At 47.2% G+C, this 25,815-nt stretch carries 27 protein-coding genes; 15 read left to right on the top strand and 12 right to left on the bottom strand.

The annotated features are described in order from the left end of the window. The first annotated feature begins 1 nt into the window (after window position 1). The 7 genes from POF51_RS03720 (at window position 2) to POF51_RS03690 (ending at window position 8,318) form a co-directional block, all read left to right on the top strand. Window positions 2–3,097: an efflux RND transporter permease subunit gene (locus POF51_RS03720; protein ID WP_069845292.1), complete on the top strand. Its 3,096-nt coding sequence runs from the start codon at window positions 2–4 to the stop codon at window positions 3,095–3,097. Window positions 3,098–3,221: 124 nt separating this feature from the next. Continuing rightward, window positions 3,222–4,010: an SDR family oxidoreductase gene (locus tag POF51_RS03715; RefSeq protein WP_069845291.1), complete on the top strand. Its 789-nt coding sequence runs from the start codon at window positions 3,222–3,224 to the stop codon at window positions 4,008–4,010. A gap of 20 nt (window positions 4,011–4,030) precedes the next feature. After that, window positions 4,031–4,522 (top strand): YajQ family cyclic di-GMP-binding protein, encoded by a 492-nt coding sequence (locus POF51_RS03710; protein ID WP_069845290.1) that lies wholly within the window; start codon window positions 4,031–4,033, stop codon window positions 4,520–4,522. A gap of 92 nt (window positions 4,523–4,614) precedes the next feature. Continuing rightward, complete coding sequence (locus POF51_RS03705) at window positions 4,615–5,091, top strand: hypothetical protein (RefSeq protein ID WP_017248169.1); 477 nt, start codon at window positions 4,615–4,617, stop codon at window positions 5,089–5,091. A gap of 64 nt (window positions 5,092–5,155) precedes the next feature. Next, window positions 5,156–5,953, top strand: a complete 798-nt coding sequence (locus POF51_RS03700) for a phosphotransferase (protein ID WP_069845289.1) — start codon at window positions 5,156–5,158, stop codon at window positions 5,951–5,953. An 80-nt stretch (window positions 5,954–6,033) separates the two neighbouring features. Continuing rightward, a complete protein-coding gene (locus tag POF51_RS03695; RefSeq protein WP_271753919.1) occupies window positions 6,034–7,692 on the top strand; it encodes an AMP-binding protein in 1,659 nt (552 codons plus the stop codon). A gap of 119 nt (window positions 7,693–7,811) precedes the next feature. Continuing rightward, window positions 7,812–8,318, top strand: coding sequence for a GNAT family N-acetyltransferase (locus POF51_RS03690; RefSeq protein WP_069845287.1), 507 nt, complete (start codon window positions 7,812–7,814; stop codon window positions 8,316–8,318). Between the two features lie 77 nt (window positions 8,319–8,395). Here the strand turns inward: POF51_RS03690 and leuD are convergent, their stop codons facing one another. Beyond that, complete coding sequence (gene leuD / locus POF51_RS03685) at window positions 8,396–8,980, bottom strand: 3-isopropylmalate dehydratase small subunit (protein WP_017248173.1); 585 nt, start codon at window positions 8,978–8,980, stop codon at window positions 8,396–8,398. Continuing rightward, window positions 8,977–10,407, bottom strand: coding sequence for a 3-isopropylmalate dehydratase large subunit (gene leuC, locus POF51_RS03680; protein WP_069845286.1), 1,431 nt, complete (start codon window positions 10,405–10,407; stop codon window positions 8,977–8,979). The genes leuD and leuC overlap by 4 nt, the downstream gene beginning before the upstream one ends. Window positions 10,408–10,522: 115 nt before the next feature. Between leuC and POF51_RS03675 the strand changes: the two genes are divergently transcribed. Beyond that, window positions 10,523–11,410 carry a LysR family transcriptional regulator gene (locus POF51_RS03675; protein ID WP_069845285.1) on the top strand — a complete coding sequence of 296 codons (888 nt, stop codon included), beginning with the start codon at window positions 10,523–10,525 and terminating at the stop codon, window positions 11,408–11,410. Between the two features lie 28 nt (window positions 11,411–11,438). On the opposite strand, the gene POF51_RS03670 is transcribed toward POF51_RS03675, so the two are convergent. Then, the gene (locus POF51_RS03670) at window positions 11,439–12,128 is read right to left on the bottom strand and encodes a class F sortase (protein ID WP_069845284.1); all 690 of its coding nucleotides are present in this window, start codon (window positions 12,126–12,128) and stop codon (window positions 11,439–11,441) included. A gap of 31 nt (window positions 12,129–12,159) precedes the next feature. Then, window positions 12,160–12,378, bottom strand: a complete 219-nt coding sequence (locus POF51_RS03665) for a hypothetical protein (protein WP_017248177.1) — start codon at window positions 12,376–12,378, stop codon at window positions 12,160–12,162. 150 nt (window positions 12,379–12,528) lie between these two features. Between POF51_RS03665 and POF51_RS03660 the strand changes: the two genes are divergently transcribed. The 3 genes from POF51_RS03660 to POF51_RS03650 are packed head-to-tail and all read left to right on the top strand — an operon-like array spanning window position 12,529 to window position 14,996. Then, complete coding sequence (locus POF51_RS03660) at window positions 12,529–12,876, top strand: thioredoxin family protein (RefSeq protein WP_017248178.1); 348 nt, start codon at window positions 12,529–12,531, stop codon at window positions 12,874–12,876. A 33-nt stretch (window positions 12,877–12,909) separates the two neighbouring features. Continuing rightward, window positions 12,910–13,818 (top strand): RluA family pseudouridine synthase, encoded by a 909-nt coding sequence (locus POF51_RS03655; protein WP_069845283.1) that lies wholly within the window; start codon window positions 12,910–12,912, stop codon window positions 13,816–13,818. A gap of 59 nt (window positions 13,819–13,877) precedes the next feature. Continuing rightward, window positions 13,878–14,996 (top strand): YheC/YheD family endospore coat-associated protein, encoded by a 1,119-nt coding sequence (locus POF51_RS03650; RefSeq protein WP_271753904.1) that lies wholly within the window; start codon window positions 13,878–13,880, stop codon window positions 14,994–14,996. Between the two features lie 62 nt (window positions 14,997–15,058). Here the strand turns inward: POF51_RS03650 and POF51_RS03645 are convergent, their stop codons facing one another. The 3 genes from POF51_RS03645 to POF51_RS03635 all read right to left on the bottom strand — a co-directional run bounded on the left by POF51_RS03645 (window position 15,059) and on the right by POF51_RS03635 (window position 16,906). Beyond that, window positions 15,059–15,859: a VOC family protein gene (locus POF51_RS03645; protein ID WP_069845281.1), complete on the bottom strand. Its 801-nt coding sequence runs from the start codon at window positions 15,857–15,859 to the stop codon at window positions 15,059–15,061. A gap of 84 nt (window positions 15,860–15,943) precedes the next feature. Then, window positions 15,944–16,396 carry a GNAT family N-acetyltransferase gene (locus POF51_RS03640; protein WP_069845280.1) on the bottom strand — a complete coding sequence of 151 codons (453 nt, stop codon included), beginning with the start codon at window positions 16,394–16,396 and terminating at the stop codon, window positions 15,944–15,946. An 18-nt stretch (window positions 16,397–16,414) separates the two neighbouring features. After that, window positions 16,415–16,906, bottom strand: coding sequence for an NUDIX hydrolase (locus POF51_RS03635; RefSeq protein ID WP_069845279.1), 492 nt, complete (start codon window positions 16,904–16,906; stop codon window positions 16,415–16,417). 161 nt (window positions 16,907–17,067) lie between these two features. Between POF51_RS03635 and POF51_RS03630 the strand changes: the two genes are divergently transcribed. Further along, window positions 17,068–18,432 carry a D-serine ammonia-lyase gene (locus POF51_RS03630; RefSeq protein WP_069845278.1) on the top strand — a complete coding sequence of 455 codons (1,365 nt, stop codon included), beginning with the start codon at window positions 17,068–17,070 and terminating at the stop codon, window positions 18,430–18,432. Window positions 18,433–18,554: 122 nt separating this feature from the next. On the opposite strand, the gene POF51_RS03625 is transcribed toward POF51_RS03630, so the two are convergent. Beyond that, the gene (locus POF51_RS03625) at window positions 18,555–19,301 is read right to left on the bottom strand and encodes a class I SAM-dependent methyltransferase (RefSeq protein WP_069845277.1); all 747 of its coding nucleotides are present in this window, start codon (window positions 19,299–19,301) and stop codon (window positions 18,555–18,557) included. A 239-nt stretch (window positions 19,302–19,540) separates the two neighbouring features. Here POF51_RS03625 and POF51_RS03620 point away from each other — a divergent pair, with 239 nt between their 5' ends. After that, window positions 19,541–19,990, top strand: coding sequence for a hypothetical protein (locus tag POF51_RS03620; RefSeq protein WP_017248186.1), 450 nt, complete (start codon window positions 19,541–19,543; stop codon window positions 19,988–19,990). A gap of 29 nt (window positions 19,991–20,019) precedes the next feature. On the opposite strand, the gene POF51_RS03615 is transcribed toward POF51_RS03620, so the two are convergent. The 3 genes from POF51_RS03615 to trhO form a co-directional block, all read right to left on the bottom strand. Next, window positions 20,020–20,541 carry a hypothetical protein gene (locus POF51_RS03615; protein ID WP_069845276.1) on the bottom strand — a complete coding sequence of 174 codons (522 nt, stop codon included), beginning with the start codon at window positions 20,539–20,541 and terminating at the stop codon, window positions 20,020–20,022. Window positions 20,542–20,553: 12 nt separating this feature from the next. Next, window positions 20,554–22,005 (bottom strand): amidase family protein, encoded by a 1,452-nt coding sequence (locus POF51_RS03610; RefSeq protein ID WP_069845275.1) that lies wholly within the window; start codon window positions 22,003–22,005, stop codon window positions 20,554–20,556. 162 nt (window positions 22,006–22,167) lie between these two features. Next, window positions 22,168–23,112 carry an oxygen-dependent tRNA uridine(34) hydroxylase TrhO gene (trhO, locus tag POF51_RS03605; protein ID WP_069845274.1) on the bottom strand — a complete coding sequence of 315 codons (945 nt, stop codon included), beginning with the start codon at window positions 23,110–23,112 and terminating at the stop codon, window positions 22,168–22,170. Between the two features lie 196 nt (window positions 23,113–23,308). On the opposite strand from trhO, the gene POF51_RS03600 reads away from it, so the two are divergent. Continuing rightward, a complete protein-coding gene (locus POF51_RS03600; RefSeq protein ID WP_069845273.1) occupies window positions 23,309–23,845 on the top strand; it encodes a dUTP diphosphatase in 537 nt (178 codons plus the stop codon). A 91-nt stretch (window positions 23,846–23,936) separates the two neighbouring features. On the opposite strand, the gene POF51_RS03595 is transcribed toward POF51_RS03600, so the two are convergent. Next, window positions 23,937–24,239 carry a DUF3846 domain-containing protein gene (locus POF51_RS03595; protein WP_069845272.1) on the bottom strand — a complete coding sequence of 101 codons (303 nt, stop codon included), beginning with the start codon at window positions 24,237–24,239 and terminating at the stop codon, window positions 23,937–23,939. Window positions 24,240–24,388: 149 nt separating this feature from the next. Here POF51_RS03595 and POF51_RS03590 point away from each other — a divergent pair, with 149 nt between their 5' ends. Continuing rightward, a complete protein-coding gene (locus tag POF51_RS03590) occupies window positions 24,389–25,615 on the top strand; it encodes an NAD(P)/FAD-dependent oxidoreductase (protein ID WP_069845271.1) in 1,227 nt (408 codons plus the stop codon). The last annotated feature ends 200 nt before the right edge of the window (window positions 25,616–25,815 follow it).

The raw sequence follows: 25,815 nt of genomic DNA, 5'->3' as shown, positions 1-25,815 counted from the left end.
CATGAACAAGATGATTCTCTTTTTGCTGAAAAGACAGCTAATCGTCTACTTGTTTACATTTTTGCTCGTCATTGCAGGCTTGGGGTCCTTATTCAGCTTTAATATCGAACTCGTTCCAAAGACGAACTTCCCTGATATTAACGTAAGAATTTCCGGTGGTGCACTGCCACCAGAAGAGATGGAAGAAAAAGTAACGAAGAAAGTAGAGCAAGAACTAAAATCGATTAATGATATTAAAAAATACTCTTCTTCAACAAGTGCAGGTTTTGTCAGAATCAATGTTTCTGCAAATGAAGGCAAAGGCGAGCAGGTTAAGCAAGATGTACAAAATGCCGTTAACCGTCTCCGAAACGGTTTTCCGAAAGCCGTTGACTCTGTAGATATCTTCCAGAGTAATATGGGTAGCGATCAAATGATTGATTTTGCCGTCGTGGGAGCAGAGCCAAAGACCATGCTGAGTTTGGCAAAAACCTCAATCAAGGATCGCATTGAAGAAGTCGAGGGCGTCAAGGAAGTAATCGTAGAAGAGAAAAGCTTCGAGAATAAAATTACCATTTCCTTTTTGCCACAGCGATTGAATGCCTATCAAACAACGCCAGCGGCTATCATTTCACAGCTTCAGGATACAAACTGGAAGCAAGGGATTGGTACACTGGAGAACACGGGATTTGATACGGTTGTCATGATTGACAATACTTATCAGACTCCACAGGAAATAGAGGCTCTGCCAATTGATACACCGAGAGGAACCGTTTCTCTGAATCAACTGGCACAAATTGAAGATTTGCGTGGAAAAGTAAAAGACTTCGTCGCCCTGACAAACGGTTCTGTGTTTATTCAACTCAGCGTGACGCGGGCAGACGGTTATGACTTGATCACGACACAAAAGAATGTAGAAGAAGTCGTTCGCAAAATTAACACAGAAGCAAACGGCAAATACAACATCAAAGTCATGTTCGAAGGAGCTTCCTTTGTCGAGCATGCCGTGAGCAACCTCAGCCGGGATGTCATGATTGGTGGGGCGCTTGCGATCATCATCTTGTTCGTCTTCCTTCGCAACTGGAGGGTCACACTCGTTATCGCTACGACGCTGCCGCTCTCTGCGTTGATGACGTTCATCGCGATGAAACTCGCAGGCTACAACATCGATATGATCAGCTTGCTGTCACTTAGCTTGTCAGTCGGCTTGATCGTCGATGCCGCCATCGTCGTATTGGAAAGTATCTATCACTACCGGGAAAAGGGCGAAGAGCTGAAGCAGGCAATTATTAAAGGAACGAGAGAAGTTTTGACACCTGTGTTCACCTCGCAGCTCACGATCATCATCGTCTTTTTGCCACTTGTCTTTGCCGATTTTGAAGATTGGCTGAAACCGGTTTTAGCCACAATCGCCTTTACGGTATCCGCTGCCATTATTGCATCGACGATCGCTGCTTTCTTCTTCGTTCCCGTGTTTTCCAATCGCTTCTTGCAGAAGGATAAGCACGTTTCACTAGAAGGAGAAGGCAAGGAACACTTTATCATTCGTGTATTCAGCGGTATTTTACATGTAGCGATTAGACATCGAATGAAAACAATTTTACTCGCAGTAGCATTGCTGGTTGGTTCTGCTTTCCTCACACCTTTTATGAAAATGGGTCAAGGAATTAACCCAAATGAAAATATCGTCTTTGTCACTATGAAAATGCCAATCGGTACTACGTTGGAAACAGCCCAAAAAGCAGCCATCACCGCGGAAACATCTATGCGGGAGATCCCGGAAATCAAGGATGTATTCTTCTTCACTTCCAAGGAAGAAGCAACATTGTTCATTTCCTTAATTCCGAAGACGGAGAGAACACGTGAAAAGGACGCTTTGAATGAGGATATTAACAAGCGCCTGAATGCGACCCCAGGAATCGATTCCGTCTCCATGTCTTTCGGACAACAAGGGGGAAGCGGCCCGATCCAACTGGATGTTTACGGGGATGACATGGAAGTCATGCGGAAGATCGCAACCGATCTGGAAGCGATGCTTGGCACGATCAACGGGCTCACCAACATTCGCAACGATTTTAAAGAAGGAAAAGAAAAAGTTACGTTGCTGCCAAAACAAGAAGCGCTTACCAGACTGAATGTAGATCACCGTTCCCTTTTGCAACAACTGAGCGTGTTAATTGGCAGCCAACCAATTACGTCCATCACACAAGATGGAATCGAAGTAAACATCGTTGCCAAGATGCCGGATAACTGGCTGAAGCACCCGGATCAGCTCAAAACGATTATGGTGACATCGAAAGACGGGGCAGCAGTGCCTTTGGCAGATCTGGTAGATATGGAGTACAGTAAGTCTCCGATCACGATTGAGCGTAAAGAAGGCGAACGTATCGTGTCGGTTTCTGCTGAGATGCTGGGAAGTGATTTAGGCCCAGTAGGCCGTGAGATTAATGAGAAATTGCCAAACGTGATTGTACCAGCAGGATATAAGGTGGAAATTGCCGGTAAGCTAAAAGAGCAAAGCACGAATATAAACCAGGGGATCTTCGTATTCTTGGGGGTTCTGGCTCTGATTTACGTCATTATGGTTGCCCAGTTCGGGCGGATGTCCCAACCGTTTATCATCATGCTGACGATTCCAATGGCCTTGGTCGGTGTTGTGCTTGGATTCGTCCTTACGCAGCGGACATTCGGTGAAATGGCGATGATCGGGATTATCATGCTTGTCGGTATCGTCGTATCCAATGCGATCCTCTTGATCGACAGGATCAACCTGCTGCGTAAACGTGGAATGGAAACCGCAGAGGCGATTATCCAAGGAACGAAAGAACGTATTCGTCCCGTTATCATGACGAAGTTGACGGCGATTCTCGGGATGCTACCGATGGGTCTTGCAATGGCGGAAGGCTCTGATTTGGAAGCTCCACTCGCAACAGCCGTTATCTCCGGCTTGATTTTCCACACAATCGTGACATTGGTGCTCGTTCCAGTTCTGTACTCCCTGTTTGAGGGGGCGAAGGCAAGAAGACAGGAGCGCAAAGAGGCTCGCCAGGCGAAGCGCGAAGCGAAACGAGAAGCAAAACAAAATAAAGATAAGAACGTACCTCCGACAGAGGTATAGCGATTCGCAAGAGAAGGGGAGTATGTGCTGTACCCCTTCTCTTTTGCTTTTCCTTCGTCTGAAAGTTCTGTAGAATAAAGAGATCAAGATACATACAAAAGTGAACCATGAAAGGAGCATGCACATGGATCTATATTTGCAAGGAAAAACGGCTCTAGTACTCGCCTCATCAAAAGGATTGGGGAAGGCAACAGCGCAGTGCCTCGCCCAAGAAGGAGCGAATGTCACGATATGTGGTAGAGATGAAGCTGCTCTGGAAATCGTTCGTGCTGAGATCGAACAGGCTACTGGAAAATCACCTCTAGCCGTAACAGTGGATGTGACAAAGGAAGAAGACATAAAGCGAGTTGTCGAAGCAACGGTCAAGCATTTTGGCAGCGTCGATATTTTAATCAACAATTCAGGCGGGCCAGCGACAGGCAGATTCGATCAGCTCACCGACGAACAGTGGATGCAAGCCTTCCAGCTAAATTTGCTCAGCTATGTACGGGCCATTCGTGCTGTTTTGCCGCATATGCGAGCGAACCAATTTGGAAGAATCATCAACTTCGCGTCTTCGTCCTTTAAACAGCCGATTGAGAATTTGCTCTTGTCCAATACGTTTCGTACAGGGGTATTGGGCCTATCCAAGACGCTTTCTTCAGAACTTGGACCAGATGGGATTCTGATTAATACCATCGGGCCTGGCAGAATTGCGACGGATCGTGTGGCACAATTGGATGGGCTTACCGCAGAGGCGAAGAGCATCAGTGCAGATGAAGTAAGAGAAAATTGGGAGAAGCAAATCCCATTGGGCAGATACGGTCAGCCTGACGAGTTTGCTCGCATGGTGACGTTCTTGGCTTCGTCAGCAAACAGCTACGTGACAGGTCAATCCTTCCTCGTCGATGGTGGCTTGATCCGTGCGATCTAATAAAAGAGAGGAGAATTTCTTTGAGTAAAGAGAGCTCATTTGATATCGTGTCCAAAGTAGAGTTGTCCGAAGTGAACAATGCGATTCAGACCGCATTAAAAGAAATAGAAAATCGCTTTGACTTCAAAGGGAGCAAGAGCAGCATCTCCTTGGAAAAGGAAGAGCTCGTTCTCGTCTCCGATGACGACTTCAAGCTCAGTCAGGTAAAAGACATTTTACTTGGGAAGCTTGTCAAACGGGATGTCCCGATCAAAAACCTCGACTACGGCAAAATTGAACCGGCAGCGGGTGGTACTGTCCGTCAGCGTGTCAAGCTAGTGCAGGGGATCGACAAAGACAATGCGAAAAAGATCAACAGCATCATCAAAGATACAGGGGTCAAAGTAAAAACACAGATTCAAGACGATCAGATTCGCGTGACGGGAAAAAGCAAAGATGAATTACAGCAAATCATCAACGCGATTCGCAAGGCTGATCTGCCATTGGAAGTACAATTTATTAACTATCGTTAACTACTAGAAAAGTTTTTGCTTCTAACTCTCTTCACTCTCGCATATGCATGTACAAATAAGTGACAAGCACTTGCGAAAGGGAGAGTAGAGACATGAAGGTCTTTATTATCAGTATGCGCAATCTCATTTTGGGTGGAATCGTTTTTCTTGTAGTACTAGTGGCGGGAATCGTACTTTTGGTCAAAGACCCTCTGAGCGTCTCTGACTCTTATCGACCGTCAGATCCAACTACTTCTGTTACAGCGACGGCACCCATGAACCAGCCAGCAGGGTCAGAAAAGCCAGCGCTGAATATGGAGGTCAAGATGGATGGGACGACGGCAGAAGTATCCTTGCTTACAGAGAACTTCACGTTTGTTCAGGACAATGGAGAATTGGCAGAGGCACCAGTCTTTGGTGAGGGGCACGCACATTTATACCTGAATGGCGAGCCAAAAGGGATGATTTATCAACCAGAATTTTTACTGAAAAAGTTGCCCAAGGGAGAGCATGAAATTCGGGTAGAGCTCAACTACAGCAACCACCTGCCATACAAGGTAGAGGTTACGAAAAAAATCGTTGTGCAGTAAAGTAGATGGCGTTCCACAACAGGGACGCTTTCTTTTTTCGTCAAAAGAAAGGAGCGTTCATGCAATGTCAAAATCGTCATCGTCGAAAGAAGAATTATTAGCGGGCGGAAACGTCACGAACGTTTACCGTTCTGGCCATACAGTTAGAAGGGAAGTAAAGCCAGGAAGCAAGAACATCCATGATTTATTGAAGCACTTGGAAAGAAAAGGCTATCCGAATGCGCCGAAATTTTTAGGCATGGATGAAAAGGGGAGAGAAATCCTGTCCTTTATTGAAGGAGAGGCAGGTCATTATCCTTGGAAGGAATATATGCATGCAAACGAAGCGTTACAAGAAATTGCGAAAATGCTTCGGCTTTATCATGATTCTGTGAGTGATTTTCCTTTCGATGATCAGTGGCATTCGTTGGATCACACTCCTGGCCCGTGTGAGATCATCTGTCATAACGACTTTGCTATGTACAATATCATTTTCCATCAAGAAGTACCGATTGGCATTATCGATTTTGATTTAGCGGCTCCGGGTCCAAGACTTTGGGATATCGCCTATACGCTCTATACCTGCGTGCCTTTGAGTAGATTTTCTTTAACGGAATCCGGAGAAAAAATCCATTATCAATCACTGCTGCATGCCAATCAGCGAAAACAGCGAGTGGCCATGTTTTTTGAATCGTACGGGATGGAAATGAAGGAAGGTACGCTAGAAATGGTCTTGCTTCGCTTAGAAGGACTATGCAAAACCATTGCCAGAAAAGCCAGTGAAGGCGATGCTGCTTTTCAAAAGATGGTCGAAGAAGGTCATATTCTTCACTATCAAGAGGACATTGCCTTTATCAAAGAACACAAGAACGAATGGGTATAGGACGATAATGGAAAAAGAAGGGATTGTGGCGTAAAAGAAGAATCCTACAGAATAGTCTGAATGTTTTGGGGGGTGCTTGTATGATTCATATGACCACAATCGGCAATATGTTAGACGACACAACCAGTAAATATCAGGAAAAGGAAGCGCTGGTTTATCACGAACGAGGGCTCCGTTATACGTTTGGGGAATTTCAAGCGATATGCAATCAGGCAGCGCGGGGATTTATGTCTCTTGGCATTCAAAAAGGGGACAATATCGCGATTTGGGCAACCAATGTGCCAGAATGGGTGATTTCCCAGTTTGCCACGGCGAAAATGGGCGGTGTACTGGTAACGGTCAATACGAGCTACCGGGTACATGAACTAGAATATTTGTTGCGTCAATCCGAGTCGACGACGCTTCTCTTAATGGATTCTTATCGCGATGCGAATTATCTCTCCATGATTCAAGAGATTTGCCCAGAGTTACAGACATGTGATCCAGGAGCGCTACAATCTAAAAGGTTTCCGCATTTAAAAAATGTGATCTATCTAGGGAATGAGCGACAACCCGGAATGTTTTTGTGGAGTGATTTACTCGAACGTGCTGTATTGGTCACGGAAGAAGAGCGGATCGCGCGTCAGGCGACGCTCTCCCCTGATGATGTCATCAATATGCAGTACACATCCGGGACGACTGGTTTTCCAAAGGGAGTCATGCTATCGCATGTCAATATCGTCAACAATGCCGTCAAGGTAGCGGAATGTCAGCGGCTCGGGTTAGAGGATAAGGTGTGCATTCCTGTTCCGTTTTTCCACTGCTTTGGCTGTGTGATGGGGACCTTGGCATGTGTAGCAACTGGTGCGACGATGGTTCCTGTCATCGCCTTTGATCCCGGTGTGGTACTTGCGGTTGTAGAGGCTGAACGCTGCACAGCACTGTACGGTGTACCCACCATGTTTATTGCCGAGCTGAACCATTCGACTTTTGCTGAGCGTGACCTGAGCTCGCTGCGAACAGGCATCATGGCCGGTTCTTTATGCCCGATTGAGGTTATGAAGAAGGTTGTCGATCAAATGGGAATCCGTGACATTACGATTGCGTACGGACAAACAGAAGCTTCTCCCGTCATCACACAGACTGTGCCAGAGGATTCCCTCGAGCGAAAAGTATCCACTGTCGGTCGTCTCCATGCAGAGGTAGAAGCAAAAATCATCGATCCGGCGACAGGTGACATTTTGCCACTAGGTGTACAAGGCGAGCTGTGCACCCGAGGATATTTGGTCATGAAAGGCTATTACAACATGCCTGAGGAGACAGTGAAAGCGATCGATCAGGAAGGCTGGCTACATACCGGAGACTTGGCAACCGTCGATGAAGAAGGCTACTATCGGATTACTGGCAGGCTTAAAGACATGATCATTCGCGGAGGGGAAAATATTTATCCTCGTGAAGTGGAAGAATTCCTCTATACACATCCAAAAGTGTTGGATGTCCAGATTGTAGGTGTACCTGATGCTAAATACGGCGAGCAGGTATTGGCGTGCATTCGGGTAAAGCCTCACGAAACGTTGACGGAGGATGAGGTACGGGACTATTGCGAAGGGAAGATCGCTCATTACAAAATCCCTCGCTACATACAGTTTGTAGACGAATATCCGATGACCGCTTCCGGTAAAATTCAAAAGTTCAAGCTGCGGGAGCAAGCACTGGAGCTGTTTGGGCAAAGTAACGCCAATCAGTCTGGAACTGCATAGGAAGAGGTTCATAGGCCAGGGAGATGCTCCTGGTCTATTTTTTTTAGATAGTTCTTTACTTTCTAGCAACTCTTGACTAAGATAAGTGGAAATTAAAAATAGGAGAGGTGCAGCTTAGAATGGAAGTTCGCTTTTTGGCACCAGATGATGCAGATGAGCTAATTAAAATTAGACTGGAAGGGCTGCAAACTGATCCAGATGCATTCGGCTCTACCTATGAAGAGGAAATTCAAATGCCTGGGGAAGAGTGGCTGAGAAGACTTTCGCAAGGAGAGGCGGGGGATAGCGGCTATTTTGGAGCTTTTGTGGAAGGACATCTGGCTGGCATCATTGGTTTTTTCCGCCACCGAGGGATGAAAGCAAGACACAAAGCATCTATCGTCTCCATGTACGTGCGTGAAGCGTATCGGGGGAAGGGTGTCGCGCAAGCACTCATGCAGACTGAGCTCGCGTATTTGAAGAAGCGGGGAGATATTGATACGGTACAGCTCGCTGTCGTCACGACCAATCCGGGTGCCATTCATCTCTATGAAAAAATGGGTTTTCTCCCATACGGTTTAGAGAAGCGGGCACTGAAAATCGGCGATCAATACTTTGATGAGAACCACATGTATATTCATTTATAGGACAAACATAGAAAAAGCGAAGGGACACAATAGTGGATGCCTTCGCTTTTTCTATGCGCTACGCTATGGATGGTAAATTAACGACTTGCTTCGTATGCAGTGATCTTATCTTCATACTGCAACGTGATTCCAATATCGTCGAGACCATTCAGCAGGCAGTAACGACGATAGGAGTCTACCTCGAACGGATAGGAGAGACCTTCACTGTCACGTACGACTTGTTCTTGCAGATCGATGGTCAGCTGGTAGTTCGGCTTGTTTTGAGCACGATTGAACAGCTCATCGACTTGCTCTTCACTTAACTTGATCGGCAGGATGCCGTTTTTGAAGCAGTTGTTGTAAAAAATGTCCGCAAAGGATGGAGCAATCACACAGCGGAAGCCATAATCAAGGAGAGCCCATGGGGCATGCTCACGAGAGGAGCCGCAGCCAAAATTGTTGCGGGCAAGAAGGACCGTAGACTCCTTGTACGCAGGCGTATTCAGAATGAACGTATCGATTGGCGCACCATCGACAGTAAAGCGCCATTCGTAGAACAGGAATTGACCAAAACCGCTACGCTCAATGCGCTTCAAGAACTGCTTAGGGATAATTGCGTCGGTATCTACGTTTACACGATCGAGTGGGGCTACCGCTCCGGTGTGGATGACAAATGGATTCATTGGAATACCTCCTTGCTAGCGTTCTCGCTTTTCCATTCACGTACGTCGACGAAGTGGCCTGCGATAGCTGCTGCTGCTGCCATTTCCGGGCTAACCAGATGCGTTCTTCCGCCGCGTCCTTGACGTCCTTCGAAGTTCCGGTTAGAGGTAGAAGCACAACGCTCACCCTCGGAAAGGATATCTGGATTCATCGCCAGACACATGGAACAACCAGATTCGCGCCAGTCAAAGCCAGCTTCTTGGAAAATGAGGTGCAAGCCTTCTTGCTCAGCGAGCTGTTTAACTGCCTGAGAGCCAGGAACGACCATCGCGTGTACGGAAGGGGAGACCTTGCGTCCTTTTGCCACCTCGGCTGCTTTGCGCAAGTCCTCGATCCGACCGTTTGTACAGGAGCCGATAAACACGCGATCGATTTTGATTTCGCTCATAGGAGTGCCAGGTGCAAGGTCCATGTACGCCAGAGCATCTTGTGCCGCTTTGCGCTGTGCGACTGTCTCGAATGACTCAGGGTTTGGAACGGTGTTTGTAATGTTCGTACCCATACCAGGGCTCGTTCCCCAGGTAACTTGCGGTGCGATCTCGGCTGCCTCGATTTCTACACAGGCATCAAACGCAGCGCCTTCGTCCGTGCATAGCTCTTTCCAAGCCTCGACAGCTGAAAGGAAGTCTTCCCCTTGTGGAACGTAGCGCTTGCCTTTCAAGTAGTTAAAAGTAGTCTGGTCAGGAGCGATTAAGCCAGCACGAGCGCCACCCTCAATCGTCATGTTGCACACAGTCATGCGTTCTTCCATGGTTAGGTTGCGGATCGCAGCGCCTGTGTATTCTACGACGTAACCAGTTGCAAAATCAGTTCCGTATTTTGCGATAATCGCCAAAATTAAATCTTTTGCACTGACACCGAATGGCAGGTCGCCATTTACGCGTACTTCCATCGTTTTTGGTTTGGATTGCTGCAAGCATTGCGTTGCGAGTACATGCTCCACTTCACTGGTACCAATACCGAAGGCGAGGGCACCGAATGCTCCGTGAGTGGAGGTGTGGCTGTCACCGCAGACGATTGTTTTGCCTGGATGCGTGAGCCCGAGCTCAGGACCAATGACGTGGACGATCCCTTGATCTGGGCTGTTCAGATCCGCGAGTGTAATCCCGAATTCCTCACAGTTCGCCGTCAAGGTTTCCATTTGTTGACGAGAAATCGGGTCTTTGACATTGAAACGGTCAGCAGTCGGTACGTTGTGGTCCATGGTTGCGAAGGTAAGCTCTGGACGGCGGACTTTGCGGCCAGCCAAGCGGAGTCCTTCAAAAGCTTGCGGCGAAGTCACCTCGTGAACCAGGTGCAGGTCGATATACAAAAGGCTCGGCTTGCCTGCCTCTTCGTGAATAACGTGATTGTCCCAAATCTTTTCAAACATCGTACGGGCTGTCATCATGTTTTCCTCCTTCGATCAAAAAACTCTTAACAAGGTTGTAACATGGCAAAGAGAATAGTTCAAAGATATAATAATTATAAGAAGGATAGTTTTTGCCTATCGGGAGGTCTATATGGAGTTACGACAAATTCGTTATGTACTCGCTGTTGCGGAAGAACGCAGTTTTTCTCGGGCAGCCAATCGATTACATTTGGCCCAACCTTCGTTGAGCCAGCAAATTGCGAAGCTGGAGAAAATACTCGGTGTCAGCTTGTTCCATCGCTTGCCGCAGCATGTAGAACTGACTGATGCGGGCCAGCGCTTCATACAGGTGGCGCAAACGCTCGTCGACATGTCAGAGGGCCTAGAGAGGGAAATGCGAGCTTATGCCATAGGAGAAAGCGGCAAATTGCTAGTAGGAAGTCTACCGATTACAGGGGCGTACGTACTGCCAAGGGTGTTGCCTACGTTTACAAAGCAATTTCCCGGTGTCGAGCTGCAATTGATGGAGGAAACGTCGAGTCATTTGGAGCAGCTACTTGTGCGGGGGAAAATTGATGTAAGCCTACTAACGATGCCTATCAGTGATCCGTCTCTGGAAATCATCCCCGCGATCAATGAAGAAATCTTTTTAGCGGTACCGGCCAATCATCCGCTCGCGAAACGAAAAGAAGTCGATCTCGCAGAGGTAGCTGATCAGCCTTTTATCCTGTTAAAAGAAGGACAAGGCTTCCGCACGATTTCGCTCCGGCTCTGTGAGCAGGCGGGATTCCGACCGCGAATCGTGTTTGAGAGCTCGAACATCCAGACAGCTCAGTCACTTGTTGCAGCAGGTATGGGGTTGTCGTTTGCGCCGAAAATGATTACGCTCGCACCTGGAACAATTGAACCACCAACTTATGTGCGCATAAAAACCAAGCCATCTCGGACTCTTGTGGTGGCATATCGAAAAGACAAGCCCTTGTCTCGTCCGGCAGAGGCATTTGTTCAATGTCTCATCGAGCAGGGTGGCAAAATATAAAGGCAAACAAGAAACCCAGTCGCCGCAATCATTTGCGAACACTGGGTTTTTCATCTTGCGGCATTGTATCTTGAACAAGTTCGGAAAAGACGACGAGCCTACGAGCATGCTCCTGTGTTTTCTTGTTAAATTTGCCGGAGCAGGTAATCAAATTCAGATGTGAGCTCTCTGCATTCCCAAAAATCTGATCGATGGGGGCTTCGGCTGTCTGGAAGCTTTCTACTCTGCGAACCTGAAAGGTTAGCGTTCTTCCTTTTGCTTCACGCACCGTGATTTTGTCGCCGGGCTTTAGTTTTTTCAGATGGTAAAAAACAGCTGGACCCGTATAATGATCAAAATGACCGGCGATCACTGCATTTCCCTTCATCCCGGGCTTCGTCCATGGCGCCAAAATACCCACGCGATCAAAAGCCTTTGGGACGCCCATTTGCCCATTCGGTAAAACGCCGACCGGTTCTACACGAGCTTGCAGGTTCAGTTTTGGAATATGTAGAAGTGTCGGCATGATTCCGTCTGGAAGAGGAGGGGCAGGAAGGAACGTCGGTTGAGGTGGCAGCGAAGGACCATAAACGGTAACCGTTTGTTTGATATGGATGGGCCCTGCTGGTTTTTGCATGGTATTTACGATTTTGGGAGCTTCGACAGGTTGTTTAGCTGTATGGCCGCAACCGATTGTAACCAAACTAATGAATAGAAGGGACCCGAGCAGTTTTTTCATAGGTCGCAAAGAAAAGGGGGAAGATCCCCCTTTAATTGCTAGCCCCACCCATACCCGTTTTCGGCAAAGCCTTGATATGCACTTTGCCTTTATGTGCTTTGGTTTTCATATGGTGAGCTTTGGTCTTCATATGATGCGCTTTTGTTTGTACCTTGTGGTGTTTTTTGTGACCGTCATGTGTTGCAGCAGATACAGGAATTGCAGTAGTTACCAAGCATGCAACCATCAACAAAGCAGCGAATTTCTTCATGAGTAGCACCTACCTTAAAATTTTTGGGGTTACAACAGATAGGGTTTCCCTTTGTTGATTTGTTAGTGCTGGCAATTGTTTCTCCTAAACGTCCCAAACAGCCCGTGCCTGTGGTACACTATTTCCAAATCATTCTGGGAGGAAGATAACATGAGAGAAATTAAGACAGAAGCTGAGTTCGAGCAAGTAATCGCAGCAACCAAGCCAGTCATCGTCAAATTCTTCACGGATTGGTGCCCAGATTGCCATCGCATTGATCCATTTATGCCTGCCGTGGAAGAAAAATACAAAGAACAGCTGGACATGATTGAAGTCAACCGTGACACGCTCCCGGACTTGTCCCAAAAGTACGATGTCTTCGGAATTCCGAGCTTTATTGCGTTCCATAATGGAAAAGAACTGGTTCGCTTTGTTAGCAAGCTCGGAAAAAGTCGTGAGGAGATCGAGCATTTCCTGGACCGTGCTATTCAAGTCAGTAAAGGACTCGAGCAAGCGTAATTGCATCAACATAGAACAGGGAGATAGACAGAAATGTTATTCATGAAAAAAGAAGGGGAATGGCTCGTTGCTCATTTACGAGACAAAGACGATGCTATCCCGATTGGGAACCTGCTGCGCGAAGAGTGGAAGCTGCCTCGCAAGCAGGTCCATCTTTTATTCCAATACAAAGAAATCCTACTGGATGGCGCACCTGTTGCTCAGCATGTTGCAGGAAAAGCAGGTCAGGAAATTCGCCTGCGGATGTGCAAGCCTGAGCCATTGGGGCTTGATCCGGCTAGTGAAGTTCCCGAGATCTTGTACGAGGATGATCATTTGCTCATCGTGAATAAGCCGGTTGGCCTTCTGTTACATCCAACCGAACGATATCATCATGTGACGTTGGATCATCTCGTGTCGGGGCACTTTTTCCGTACAGGTTTGGAAGCAAAAGTCCGTCATGTCCATCGGCTGGATCAGGATACGTCAGGCGTCGTTCTGTACGCGAAGCATGCGTGGGCCTCTGCACTATTAGATGAAATGCTACGTGAGCGCACAATCAAGCGTACCTATGTCGCGTATGTTTCGGGACAAATGTCCAAAGAGCGCGGGAAAATCAATGAGCCCATTGGAAAAGACCGGAATCATGGGACGCGCAGAAGGGTTACACCTCACGGCGATCCAGCGATTACCCATTATCAGGTGAAGGAACGCTTTCAAACAGCTACGAAAGTAGAATGTCAATTGGAGACAGGGAGAACCCATCAAATTCGCGTTCACTTCAGTCATATTGGGCACCCGCTTTTAGGGGATGAACTGTATGGTGGCAAGCGCGAACTCATTAAGCGACAAGCGCTGCACGCAGCAGTGCTCAAATTTGTGCATCCATTCGGGGGAGAAGTCATCGAAGTCACGGCTCCGTTGCCACTCGATCTGTTTCACTTGGAAAAGAAGCTGAGATAATCGCCATTTGACTACGGACTGAATAAACTGCCAAGGAGGAAACGAGAGAGGGTGGTCTTTTGAAACGACCCATAATCGGCATCTTGACTTGGCGGGAAGGCAAACGCTTTGCAGAGCCAACCTATTTTCGTCGACTACTCAAGGCTGGACAAGAACTAGGCTGTACCGTTTTCTTGTTTTCACCAAACGATGTGCTTGGGGCCGGGAAGCAGGTGAGAGGGTATGTCCCGGGGAGTAATGGCGGTTGGCAAGCAAGGATATTTGACCGTCCAGACGCTGTTTTCGACCGATACCGCTATACACCGTCACAAGCGTTTAAGAACTATGTGGCCTTTCGGCGGACGAGTAATTTTTTGTACGCAAACAATCGCTTGGCAAACAAATGGCGTGTACATGAGGTGCTGCATCGGGACCCCAGAATGCATCGCTGGCTTCCGGAGACACACCTCTACAACCGACAAAGCCTAGTCAACATGCTAGGCAAGCATCCATTGCTCTACGTAAAGCCACTGAATGGAACAGGAGGACGAAACATCTTGTCCATTGAAAAGCGTGGCGATGAACTTCGACTGCTCGGACGGAACAAGCAAAGGGCGAAAGTATCCACAGTAGTAAGAGACAAAGCCGCTGCCCAGAGATGGGTAGATCGATGGACGAGACAGGAGAAATACATCGTTCAGCAAGGACTTCGTTTGCAACTGGTTCCTTCGCGTGCAGTAGACATGCGCCTATTGATTCAAAAGAATGGGCAGGGAGAATGGAGCATTACAGGTCATGGAATTCGCGTGGGTCCAGAACGCAGTGCCACCTCTAATCTGCATGGCGGGGGAAAAGCTATCCCTGTTTCGGTATTTCTCCGACCGAAGTTTGGGGAGGAGCGCACTGCACAGATCGTACATGATTGCGAACAGCTCGCTTTTCAAACAGCGGAAACACTCGAGGATCATTTTGGACGGATGGTTGAATTTGGACTGGATATTGGCATCGATGTGGATGGTCGCGCTTGGCTGATCGAAGTGAATCCCAAACCAGCTCGGGAAATTTTCCGGGAGATGGGGGCAACGGGGCAGTACAAGAATGCCATTACTCGCCCGCTTGAATACGCCATCTACCTTGCAAAAACACAAGGACGCGAAGGTCGCGAGCCACTTTTGAAGAGAAAGGTCGCCAGAGGATAGTGTGGAAGCAGAACAGCGGCAGTCAGGACAACGTCTGAAGTCCTCGTCTGCCGCTGTATTTGTTAGGTGGAGATAGAAAGCGGTAATTGCAATTTACTAGGGATGTCGGGGGCGTAATCGGGTGTATGGATAACAGAAAACGAGTATCCTTCCCGGACGAACGTAAGCTCATGAGCATCCGAATGGAAGAGGACATTACTTTTTTCAAAGCGTCTCCGCACTTTTTGCAGAAACGCTTGGTCAGGTGTTCCAAAAGTGACGTGCATTTTTGGTGGTAACGCTTTCATGGCGATGGGAATCCAAGGTCTATTTTTCCATGTGGCTACAATATGTGCCGTACCCCCGATGACAAAGTTAAAAATTTCGCCATCCTCATAGGTTTTCATGCTTATATTCGATTTTAGCCATTGCGTAAAAACAGGCACACTTTCCACAGGACAGCCCACTTCTCGTAAATATAGAATGTGTAGGGGAGTGGATGGCAGGACGACCTCTTCTGACACATACTCGTGGGCAATAATCTCAAGAAGATTCCCGTCTCCATCCCGGAAATACAGGTTCATCCGTCCTTTTTCTTGATCAATGTCATGCCCATCCTCCCATCGAACAAGCAAAAGACCAGATTCTTTGATCTTTTTCGCTGATTCATGAAATAGGGAATAAGGCACTTGAAAAGCAATATGGGCGGGGGAGATCGGTTCATACACTTCTTCAAAGGTTAAACGAAAATCGGGTGTGACTTGAAACGTAATCTGTTTGTCTGATCGAGATGAAATCGGAAAGCCGAGACGGTCTGCGTAAACCTGGTGTACCCCTTGGATGGACACAGTTTTTAAGGTTAACTTAGAAAAATGCGTGATCACCTGGCATCACCTTTTCCTATAAAAAGATAACATAATATAAATTATGTATACTCATCTGGTTCACACTGTTTCTAGACAATCTTCTCAAATATCTTGAGAGAGGCGAACCATATCTACCACTTGAATCCCGTTTTCGTAAATCTCTTCCTCATAATGCCGCAAGAAAAAGTCTCGATCGATCCAATTCATCCGAAAGCCACACTTTTGATAAAGGGCGAGCTGACCCACGCTAGAATTCCCTGTTCCGACCTCGATCGTCTTATAACCGAGAGATTTGGCTACTTCAATGGAATGAAGAACGAGCTTTTTGCCAATGCCCTTGCCTTGATAGGCCTCATCGACGGCAACATTCACGAGTTCAATCGTATCCGGTCTGGTTGGAATCAAGACGTAGACCCCTACGATGCTATCCTCCAGAACAGTGACATAGCATTGACCTCTTTGTAAATAATCTTTCACCAATCTGACAGAGGGGTCAGCCAATAAGAGTAAATCCATTGGTGGTTGTTCCTGTGCGGCAAGCTTGCGAATTTCCATCTGTGTTTCTCCTCCGATTCAAGTTGTTACCGGCTTTGGCAATGGAGCTGTTTCATAGTTGACAACCTGGTTATTTTCGTACGTAAAGGAATGCTGACAAGGGTCAGCTTCTTCCAACATGTATGGTAAAAACATGGGAAGGTTTTCTGGGACGCCAGCATTGTCGGGGTCCAAGATCCACGCTAGCTCTTTCCAGTCAAGTATGCCTTCATCCACTACCTGTGGGGTTTGAGAGCGCTCGTAGTCTTCTGGAAGATGAGCGAGAAATGCATACATACCACCCGTTTCCATTCCATCGACGAGCCAAGAGACAATTCCTTTGTAGCAAGCGGTTTCTAGCAAAATGCCCGTCTCTTCCCGAACCTCGCGAAGAACACTGTCCATTGGAGTCTCTCCGTGCTCTAGTTTACCGCCTACGCCATTCCATAGCCCCATCAACGGTGATTTGTTGCGATTCAGCATGAGGATTCCATTTCTATGTTTGAGAAAGCATATGGTATAGCGATACATGTTATCACTTTCCTTTTTGTTACAGTCAACTTCTTTAACGACCATTGTATCAAATGAGTGGATTCATCAGTAATTTTTATTTGGTTTTCCAAAAGAAGTTTCGTACTATTTCGATATAATAACAAAGATGAGTGGAAGGAAGAATAGGGGGCTCGTTCAAGATGGGAAACAATGAAAAGGTGGAAGGACTAACAATGGAGGAGTGGAAAAAGAAATATCCGCTTCTTGCTAACATGATGGAGACGGATGAAGTTTTCTGGACGAACCCTAGATATGATGAGATCGCAAAAGCAACTCTCGCTGTTACACCAGAGGAAGTCCAGGATGCAGAAGAACGCTTGCGACGCTTTGGCTCGTTCATTCAAGTGGCTTTTCCCGAGACGAGAGAAGCTGGTGGACTGATCGAGTCCCCACTCGTACCGATAAAAGAGATGAAAAAGCACCTAGAGTCTCGCTTTGCGTCGGATATACAGGGGAATCTCTGGTTAAAATGCGACAGCCATTTGCCTATTGCTGGTTCCATCAAAGCGCGTGGCGGCATCTACGAGGTGCTGGCACATGCAGAAGAATTGGCCCAAAAGCATCAGATGCTGCAACCGGACAATGATTATGCCATTTTGGCTTCGGATGCGCTGCGGGAACTGTTTTCCCGTTATTCCATTGCGGTAGGCTCGACAGGAAATCTCGGTTTGAGCATCGGGATTATCAGTGCGAAGCTTGGTTTTCAAGTCACCGTACACATGTCAGCGGACGCCAAAGCATGGAAAAAGGAATTGCTGCGGGCAAAAGGAGTCCAGGTTGTGGAGTACGCATCGGATTACGGAAAAGCGGTGGAAGAGGGCAGGAAGCAGGCAGAAGCCGATCCGAACTGCTATTTCATCGATGATGAGAACTCCAAGCGATTATTCCTCGGCTATGCAGTAGCAGCAAAACGATTGAAAAGGCAACTAGAGGAACAACAAATAAAAGTAGATCGTGATCATCCGCTGTTCGTCTACCTTCCGTGTGGAGTTGGTGGTGGTCCTGGTGGTGTAGCGTACGGGTTAAAGCTCATTTATGGTGATCATGTTCATTGCTTTTTTGCGGAACCAACTCATTCTCCCTGCATGCTGCTAGGGTTAATGACAGGTCTGCATGACAAGGTCTCCGTTCAAGATTTCGGGATAGACAACAAGACAGAGGCGGATGGTCTGGCAGTTGGTCGACCTTCCCGATTGGTAGGAAAAATGATGGAGGACCTATTGAGTGGCGTGTTTACAGTGGACGACGAGGAGCTATACGCTTTGTTACGTGCCTTGCGCGATCACGAATCCATTCGATTGGAGCCGTCTGCATTGGCTGGCATGCCAGGACCTGCTAGATTGTTTCAGCAGGAGACAGGGCGTCACTATTTGGCGAAGCAAGGTCTAACAGAAAAAATGAAAAAGGCGACTCACATCGTATGGGCGACGGGTGGGAGTATGGTGCCGGAGCATATCCAGGATGAGTACTATGCGAAAGGTCTGGATGAAAATGGAATCAAATAAGAAAACCTTAATGTCTTTGCTACATAATGTTTGTTATGTAAACTAATTTCATGAAGCTCTTGTTAGCGTTATCGATATCATCGAGATGAAAGCCCGGATTACTCCTCCGGGCTTTTGTTCATTCATTTCAAAGTCTTTTGTGTCTTGAAAATAATAAATGTCGGTCTTCTTACTTCGGAAATCTGATGCGGCTGCAAGCGGAGTCCTTCTGGCGTGCAGGTGGGCTCGATGATCTCTTGCAGGGTAAGCCCCGCTTGGATGAGCGTATTGACGGCAGTGGACATGGAGCGGTGGTAAAAAAGGGCCTTTCTGCCGTTCATCATTTGCATTTCACGTTCTCCATCTTCCAGGTAGTTGTCCAAGGGCCAGAAATGCTTCTGTCCTTCTTCGTCGCGTACCCAGCCCTCGACCTTTTTGCGAGCAGTAATATGCGGATGGAGTGTAGAGTAAACGAAATGTCCTCCGTTGCGCAAGGCGCGGCTTACTTTGTTGATCACGAGCTCATAGTCACGAACATAGTCCATGACGAGAGAGCTCGTAATGACATCGTAGTCATGATCAGCAAGCTCAATGTCCTCCAGGGAGCTTTGTAGATATTGAATGTTCTCATGACTGTTATTCGTACGGGCATACTCTAACATGTTGTGGGAAAGATCAACACCGATCACTTCTTGTGCTCCTTGCTCCACACAGTACTTGGCAAACTGTCCGCCACCACATCCGAGGTCGAGTACACGCAATCCTTTTAGGGAGGGGAGACAACCCCGAAAGGCAGGCTGTTCGATCAAATCATTCTCCGATTGACCGGACAGACGGAGCTTTTGATAGTCCTGATAAAAATCCAGTTGATCATACAGATTTTGTTTCATCCCTTTTCACCCGTTTCCATTTTTTCTCGGATTCCTATTATGGATAAAAGATGAATAAGATGTCAATTATTCGTTTAAAACGATTGAAAATGAGAGCAGGAGTTTGCTTTTTTTACGAGAATTAGTGAGAGACAACCCATTTTTTGCGATTCCGTCCGCTTTGTTGAGACGGTTTTTTTCTGTAAGAAGATTAGGTTTCGATATTTTTTGGCGAGACTGAAATCGAAGGAGGGATAAACGTGGACCAAATACTTCAACTGATCAAAGATTACTGGCCGATTGCGCTAGGTATCATAATCATTATCATGGCTGCCCAATGGGTGGTGCGAAGTATCATTCGAATTATTTCGCTGGCTGCTATTATTGGTGTTGTGCTCGTGTTGTTTTTCCAATTCAGTCCTGAAGAAGTGATCCAAATGGGACGTCAAGCAGCCGTAGCTACACAGGAAGTCGTCGATAAGACAATTACACCCGTCTTGGACAAAGAGCTTAAGGATGCCGATATTTCCTTTAAGGAAGATGGCACCTATGAAGTGAAGACAACGAGTATTCGTATCGTAGGCAAAAAAGGCGAATCCAAAGCGACTGTTTATTACAAGGATGAGGAATGGGAAGTAAATATCGGTCAATTGAGCAAGCTGTTCCAGGATCGACTCGGTAAAGCGGAGCAAGAAAGCAAAACGATGTAGAGATTGAAAAACGCATGGGCCAAAAGGCCTCATGCGTTTTTTGCTGGATAAGCGAGTACTTCCTTTACCCATGTATCTAGCAGATGCTGATAATCTTCGCTCGTTTTGATTCCGGGGGCTGAGGCGAATTGTTTTTCGAGTGGGAGCGTGAGCAGTTTTTTAGCGAATCTCCTATCGGTATCATCTTCATCTTCTAATACTAAATACACGACATCTTCCAAGGAGCGAAAGCTAGTAACGCTATACTCGCTTTCATTCATTATCGTTTGAAAATGACCGTGCCGATATTGGCAAAGGATGAAAGTGAAATCTAGGTTGTTTATGATTTCTAAAAATCTGTTCAAAAACGCTGGTTCCACCATGATACACTCTAGCCAATGGTATGGATCATGAGAGTGGCTGATGTGGAATTCTGGAATAATTTCGATAAAGTGCTGCTTTCGTTCAGGACTGGCTTTGCCATAGTAAGCATAGTTGAATTTGCGAATGATTTTCTTCAGGTGTTTGAAAGGGATTGCTGTGCCAATAAAAAGTCCGTAATATCGGTTCATTCTGTGCTTCCTTTACGCTTTTGTCATATTCGGAGCTACACGCAGTCGAGTTGCTTGCTCGTAAGCGTAGGCCAGGCGAAGAAGAGTAGGTTCCTGGAATGCTAATCCGGTCAGCATGATGCCAAATGGCTTGCCCGCGGAAGTATATCCAGCTGGTACCGTAATCGAAGGGTAACCAGCTTTGGCAGGGATAGCATAACCCGTACTGCCGGGGTACAAGAGGGCATCGAGTTCGTGCTCCTTCATAACAGCATCAAGACCTTGTTTCTGTGACATTTCCAAATCGAATAGGCGATTAGCCAGATACTCCGGCTCTGTCAGTGTACCACTTGTTTGCTCGGATTCCTCCAGCAGCTCTTGCCCGTAAAGCAGGGCTTGTTCCTCATGTGCCCGATTAAAAGCAATAACATCCTGTAAGGAGCGGATCGGGGAGGAGGCTGGTAAGGTTTTTAAGTACGCATTTACCCCAACCTTGAATTCATGCACGAGAACATGTCTGTCCCACTCGGCATTTTCTGTCGGAATGGATACCGGATCTATGACTGTTGCGCCAGCCTCCTTGAGCTTTTCAATAGCTGCTTCATACAAAGCGATTTCTTCGTTTTCACACTCAGCCAAAAACCTGGAGCGCACAACGCCGATACGTGCACCCCGTAATCCATCTGCATGGAGGTAGGAGAGGTAATCAGTATGTGCTAGCCCCTCGCTTTTTCCAGTCACCGGATCATTTGCATCTATACCAGTAAGCGCACCAAGCAAAATAGCTGCATCTGTCACGGTTCTCGCTATCGGTCCGGCTGTGTCTTGGCTATGGGAAATCGGGATGATACCGGAACGGCTGATTAAGCCAACAGTAGGTTTGATTCCCACGAGTGAATTCTGTTCGGCTGGGTGGAGAATCGACCCGGAAGTCTCAGTACCGACTGCCACAACGGCAAAACCTGCGGCAATACCAGCAGCTGAACCCGAGCTAGACCCGCCGACATCGAGTACACCAGGCCCATATGGGTTCAACACTTGTCCACCACGCGAGCTGTAGCCATCTGGCATGTTATTGGAGACAAAGTTAGCCCATTCCGTCAGATTGGTTTTCCCTAAAAGGACGGCGCCCGCCTCTCGGAGCCTAGTCACAACAAATGCGTCTGCTGAGGCAAACGAATCAGCCAAAGCTAGAGCTCCAGCCGTCGTGTGCATCTTGTCAGATGTCGCAATGTTATCCTTGATCAGTACAGGGATTCCGTGAAGCGGCCCGCGACTGCCTGACACCGCTCGTTCCCGATCCAGAGATTCTGCGATCGCCAGTGCATCTGGATTCAGTTCACAAATGGCATTGATTCGGATGCCTTGTTTGTTGTAGGTGGCAATCCGCTGTAAAAAGGCGAGAGTCAGTTCCCGCGAAGTCGTGGTTCCAGCTGTCATTGCAGCTTGCCATTCGAGAATGCTTGTTTGATGAATCAATGACATGATTTATCCCCTTTTTCGAATGATTTGATTTTTATTATAGTACCAAATTCAGGCAAAAGGGAGAAGGGATGGAAAAGGGAGGGAGAGAAGGGTGAGCCTTTTGCCTATAAAAAAACAAGCTGACTCTACGTAAGAATCAGCTTGTTCGGTCGTGTATGCTGTTTAAGCGTTTGATCCAGCAGCTGCTAGCTTTGCTTTTTCTTCTGCTTCTACATAACGGTTGCGAGGGTGCTCGCGGCATTCGTCGGAGCAAGAACGCTTGAATTTTGTCTCACATTCTGGGCAGCAGAAGTGCTGCTTGTTGCAGAATGGGTTGGCGCAGTTGAGATAGCGGTCTTCCACAGTACCGCAGTAGTGACAGCGTCCAATCACAACGTCTTCTTCGGTATGGTTGATCGGAACAGAGATACGCTCGTCAAATACGTAGCATTTTCCATCCCACAGACGCCCTTGGACTTCTGGATCTTTTCCATACGTGACAATTCCGCCCTCAAGGTGGTAAACATTTTCAAAACCTTGTTGCAGCAAGACACCTGTCAGCTTTTCGCAACGAATACCGCCTGTGCAGTAGGTGAGGACTTTTTTATCCTTGAACTGGCTCATGTTTTCACGAATCCACTCAGGGAACTCTCTGGATGAATCCACTTCTGGGCGAATCGCACCACGGAAATGTCCCAAATCGTATTCGTAATAGTTGCGACCGTCAAGGATCACGACGTCTTCTTCCTGCATCATTTCGTGCCATTCTTTTGGGTTCAGATAGGTGCCGACTAGTTCATTCGGATTAACATCTTCCTCCAAACGCCAGGTTACGAGCTCCTGTTTCGGGCGCACAAACATTTTTTTGAATGCATGCTCTTCCGACTCATCTATTTTAAACCACATATCACTAAAACGTGGATCTTTTCGCACATATTCCATGTAGGCGTCGGTTTGTTCAATCGTGCCGGATACGGTTCCATTAATGCCCTCCGGAGCTACGATAATCCGCCCTTTCAGCCCGTTATCCTTGCAAAATTGCAAGTGCTCGGCTGCGTACTCCTCATAATTTTCAATAGGAGTATACTTGTAATACAACAAAATGCGATATGGTTTTTGTACTTGCAAGGTACAATTCCACCTTTCTTTTCAATTGTGATTTTAGATGCAACGGTGATTATATCACATTCCATTGTTATAAGCGCTGAAAAAGAAAGGGATTTGTGAGGTTTTTATGAAAATCGGTGCTTCTTGCTGGAAGTGGACGCATCCTGTACACTATGAATGGTAATCAGCTGAAACGCTATAGAGGAGAGACCATTACATGAACATGACAAATGAGCGCCTGGTTAAACAGGTGAAAATTAAAAAGCTCCACCAAGACGCCGTGATCCCAGCGTACGCGAGAGCAATGGACGCGGGCTTTGATCTGGTCGCGGTAGAGGATACATTGATTGCCCCTGGCCAATCTGCAAAAGTTCCAACTGGCTTGGCGTTCGCGCTTCCAGAAGGATTTGAATTGCAAGTGCGCCCTCGCTCCGGGATCAGTGCAAAAACAAAGCTGCGCTTGTCCAATGCACCAGGGACTGTTGATGCAGGCTATCGCGGTGAAGTATGTGTCCTGATCGATAACATTCGAATCGCATCCGGAAAAAGTGGCAAGGTATGTCTGGGCGCTAGCGAAAACGAAGTAACCGTTGAACAAGAAGTCGATGCACATAGCTACTTGATCAAAAAAGGGGACCGGATTGCACAGGGCGTCATTGCAATCGTTCCCGTCGCACAGTTCGAAGTAGTCGATGAGCTGGATGAGACAGAAAGAGGAGCGGGCGGCTTCGGCAGCAGCGGTATCAAGAGCTAGTTCTATCGAGTAAAAATACAAGACCCCTGATCATCAGCCGTGTAAATGGACTTAAGCTGATACGTCAGGGGTCATTGTTTTGATCAAATCCTCATCCTTTGGCGGATAAAAACTGGTCGATTCTCGTAAGATCGTCAGCTGTCAGCGAACGTCCATTTGCTTTGACGAATACGCAAGGTCCATAGACCCAGTCTAAAAAACCATCTGATGTGATGGGGAAATTGTTCGCTTGTACCCCGCGGGCATCTTCATTCACAACGAGAGAGATACCCTCTAGATGATCATCTTCCACTACCTCATAATCACCATCCACCAGATCCTGTAGTCCATCCGTCCCAGCGATTTCTCGAACAACTGCATTTTCATGCGGAAGCTTTACGTATACCGTAGTCAAGCGCAATCACTCCTTCTAACACCCATCATAACGCATCACCAATGAATTGTGCGATAGGGGAGCGGATGCCTGTTGGCGTGTTGGTTATCCTATGGTTGAGAATTGAAGTAACGTCCGTATTGATACTTTCAGCCTGAGGGGACTTGCTGATGATATTCGTGACCGGAAAACTGTATTGGCCAGAAACATTGCCAGCGCCACCCCTATATCCCGCTCTGACCGAGGACGTGAAGTGTGACGTTCTGATCATTGGTGGCGGTGAGGCAGGAGCACTCGTTTCCTATTATTTGAAGCAGCATGATGTGGATGTCATCCTCGTGGATAAACGGCGGGTGAGTGGGGGCAGCAGCAGCGCTAACACCGGTTTGTTGCAAATATGCAACGATAAAACGTTAACAGCCTGTATCCATTCGTTCGGTGAACAAAAAGGAGTTCGTTTTTACGAACTGACGCGGCAGGCTGTTGATGAATTGGAAAACATCTCTGGGCAGCTAGATCAATCTCCAGATTACATAAGACGTGACAGCTTGTATTATGCCAGTGAACCAGCTGATGCGGAGAGCTTGCGGACAGAGTACCAGTTATTGAGGAAGTTTGGCTTTCCAGTCACCTATTTGGAGCGACCGGATATAGAGAAGCGATTCTCTTTTTCGAGGGCAGGGGCTATTTATTCCAAGGGAGATGCGGAGCTCAATCCGTACAAATTTGCCAACGGTGTGATCGCCCAATCTGTGAAAAAAGGGATGCGGGTATACGAAAACACGGAAGTCGTGCATCAAAAAGTGCAAGACGGAGGGCTTTTGGTCTATACCAATAATGGGCACACAATCAAGTGCAGGCGTGCCGTGTTTGCCACTGGCTACGAAGCACAATCCATGAAGCGCAATGCCAACGCTGTGATTTCCAGCTCGTTTTCCATCGTGACCAATCAAGTCGAAGCGCTTACGGGTTGGCCGCATGCATGTTTAATCTGGGAAACAGCCCGTCCCTATTTGTATATCCGTACTTGTTCGGAAGGGAGAATCATTGTCGGAGGACTGGATGAGCCGTTGAACGACTTACAAAAGAAGGAGGCTTCCAGTCTGAAAAAGCGGGATCATTTGCTCGCAAAAATTCAAGAGTTATTTCCAGAGATTCCAATGCGAGCCGAATATTATTGGGGAGCGACTTTTGTCGATACCCATGACGGACTCCCGCTTTTTGGGGAGCAGGAAGGCTATCCGCATTGCTTGTTCACACTAGGCTACGGTGGGAACGGAACCGTCTATTCGACTATCGGCGCGCAAATTATTAGTGATCTGATTACCAAAGGAAGTCATTCGGACGCCGATCTTTTTGCTTTTGACCGGATAAAATATGCCAGTGTCACAGTCTGATAGAAAAAGCTTTCCCATTCAACGGGAAGGCTTATTTTTTTGAAAATGTCAGAATGGGCGGGCCCAAATTTGTTGGATGGGCAAGTAACATTTGAACGTGGCCTACCTGCCTAGCATAGGGTAGATGGAAATATCGTTGACAGGAGTAAAAAGGCAGGTATAATTTTCAATAACAGAGTATTCCGAGTAAAATACTATAG

The organism is Brevibacillus sp. AG, assembly GCF_028369215.1.
Lineage (GTDB): Bacteria > Bacillota > Bacilli > Brevibacillales > Brevibacillaceae > Brevibacillus > Brevibacillus porteri.
The sequence above is the reverse complement of the archived record's forward strand: the minus strand, read 5'-3'. Positions and strand labels throughout refer to the sequence as shown.

Excerpts from the sequence above, each read along its gene's own strand:
- POF51_RS03720 (WP_069845292.1), top strand. The coding sequence starts at position 2 with ATGAACAAGATGATTCTCTTTTTGCTGAAAAGACAGCTAATCGTCTAC.
- POF51_RS03630 (WP_069845278.1), top strand. The coding sequence starts at position 17,068 with ATGGGAAACAATGAAAAGGTGGAAGGACTAACAATGGAGGAGTGGAAA.
- POF51_RS03590 (WP_069845271.1), top strand. The coding sequence starts at position 24,389 with ATGATATTCGTGACCGGAAAACTGTATTGGCCAGAAACATTGCCAGCG.
- POF51_RS03705 (WP_017248169.1), top strand. The coding sequence starts at position 4,615 with ATGAAGGTCTTTATTATCAGTATGCGCAATCTCATTTTGGGTGGAATC.
- POF51_RS03690 (WP_069845287.1), top strand. The coding sequence starts at position 7,812 with ATGGAAGTTCGCTTTTTGGCACCAGATGATGCAGATGAGCTAATTAAA.
- leuC (WP_069845286.1), bottom strand. The coding sequence starts at position 10,407 with ATGACAGCCCGTACGATGTTTGAAAAGATTTGGGACAATCACGTTATT.
- POF51_RS03625 (WP_069845277.1), bottom strand. The coding sequence starts at position 19,301 with ATGAAACAAAATCTGTATGATCAACTGGATTTTTATCAGGACTATCAA.
- POF51_RS03675 (WP_069845285.1), top strand. The coding sequence starts at position 10,523 with ATGGAGTTACGACAAATTCGTTATGTACTCGCTGTTGCGGAAGAACGC.
- POF51_RS03695 (WP_271753919.1), top strand. The coding sequence starts at position 6,034 with ATGATTCATATGACCACAATCGGCAATATGTTAGACGACACAACCAGT.
- leuD (WP_017248173.1), bottom strand. The coding sequence starts at position 8,980 with ATGAATCCATTTGTCATCCACACCGGAGCGGTAGCCCCACTCGATCGT.
- POF51_RS03600 (WP_069845273.1), top strand. The coding sequence starts at position 23,309 with ATGAACATGACAAATGAGCGCCTGGTTAAACAGGTGAAAATTAAAAAG.
- POF51_RS03610 (WP_069845275.1), bottom strand. The coding sequence starts at position 22,005 with ATGTCATTGATTCATCAAACAAGCATTCTCGAATGGCAAGCTGCAATG.
- POF51_RS03615 (WP_069845276.1), bottom strand. The coding sequence starts at position 20,541 with ATGAACCGATATTACGGACTTTTTATTGGCACAGCAATCCCTTTCAAA.
- POF51_RS03700 (WP_069845289.1), top strand. The coding sequence starts at position 5,156 with ATGTCAAAATCGTCATCGTCGAAAGAAGAATTATTAGCGGGCGGAAAC.
- POF51_RS03715 (WP_069845291.1), top strand. The coding sequence starts at position 3,222 with ATGGATCTATATTTGCAAGGAAAAACGGCTCTAGTACTCGCCTCATCA.
- POF51_RS03665 (WP_017248177.1), bottom strand. The coding sequence starts at position 12,378 with ATGAAGAAATTCGCTGCTTTGTTGATGGTTGCATGCTTGGTAACTACT.
- POF51_RS03660 (WP_017248178.1), top strand. The coding sequence starts at position 12,529 with ATGAGAGAAATTAAGACAGAAGCTGAGTTCGAGCAAGTAATCGCAGCA.
- POF51_RS03635 (WP_069845279.1), bottom strand. The coding sequence starts at position 16,906 with ATGTATCGCTATACCATATGCTTTCTCAAACATAGAAATGGAATCCTC.
- POF51_RS03655 (WP_069845283.1), top strand. The coding sequence starts at position 12,910 with ATGTTATTCATGAAAAAAGAAGGGGAATGGCTCGTTGCTCATTTACGA.
- POF51_RS03670 (WP_069845284.1), bottom strand. The coding sequence starts at position 12,128 with ATGAAAAAACTGCTCGGGTCCCTTCTATTCATTAGTTTGGTTACAATC.
- POF51_RS03640 (WP_069845280.1), bottom strand. The coding sequence starts at position 16,396 with ATGGAAATTCGCAAGCTTGCCGCACAGGAACAACCACCAATGGATTTA.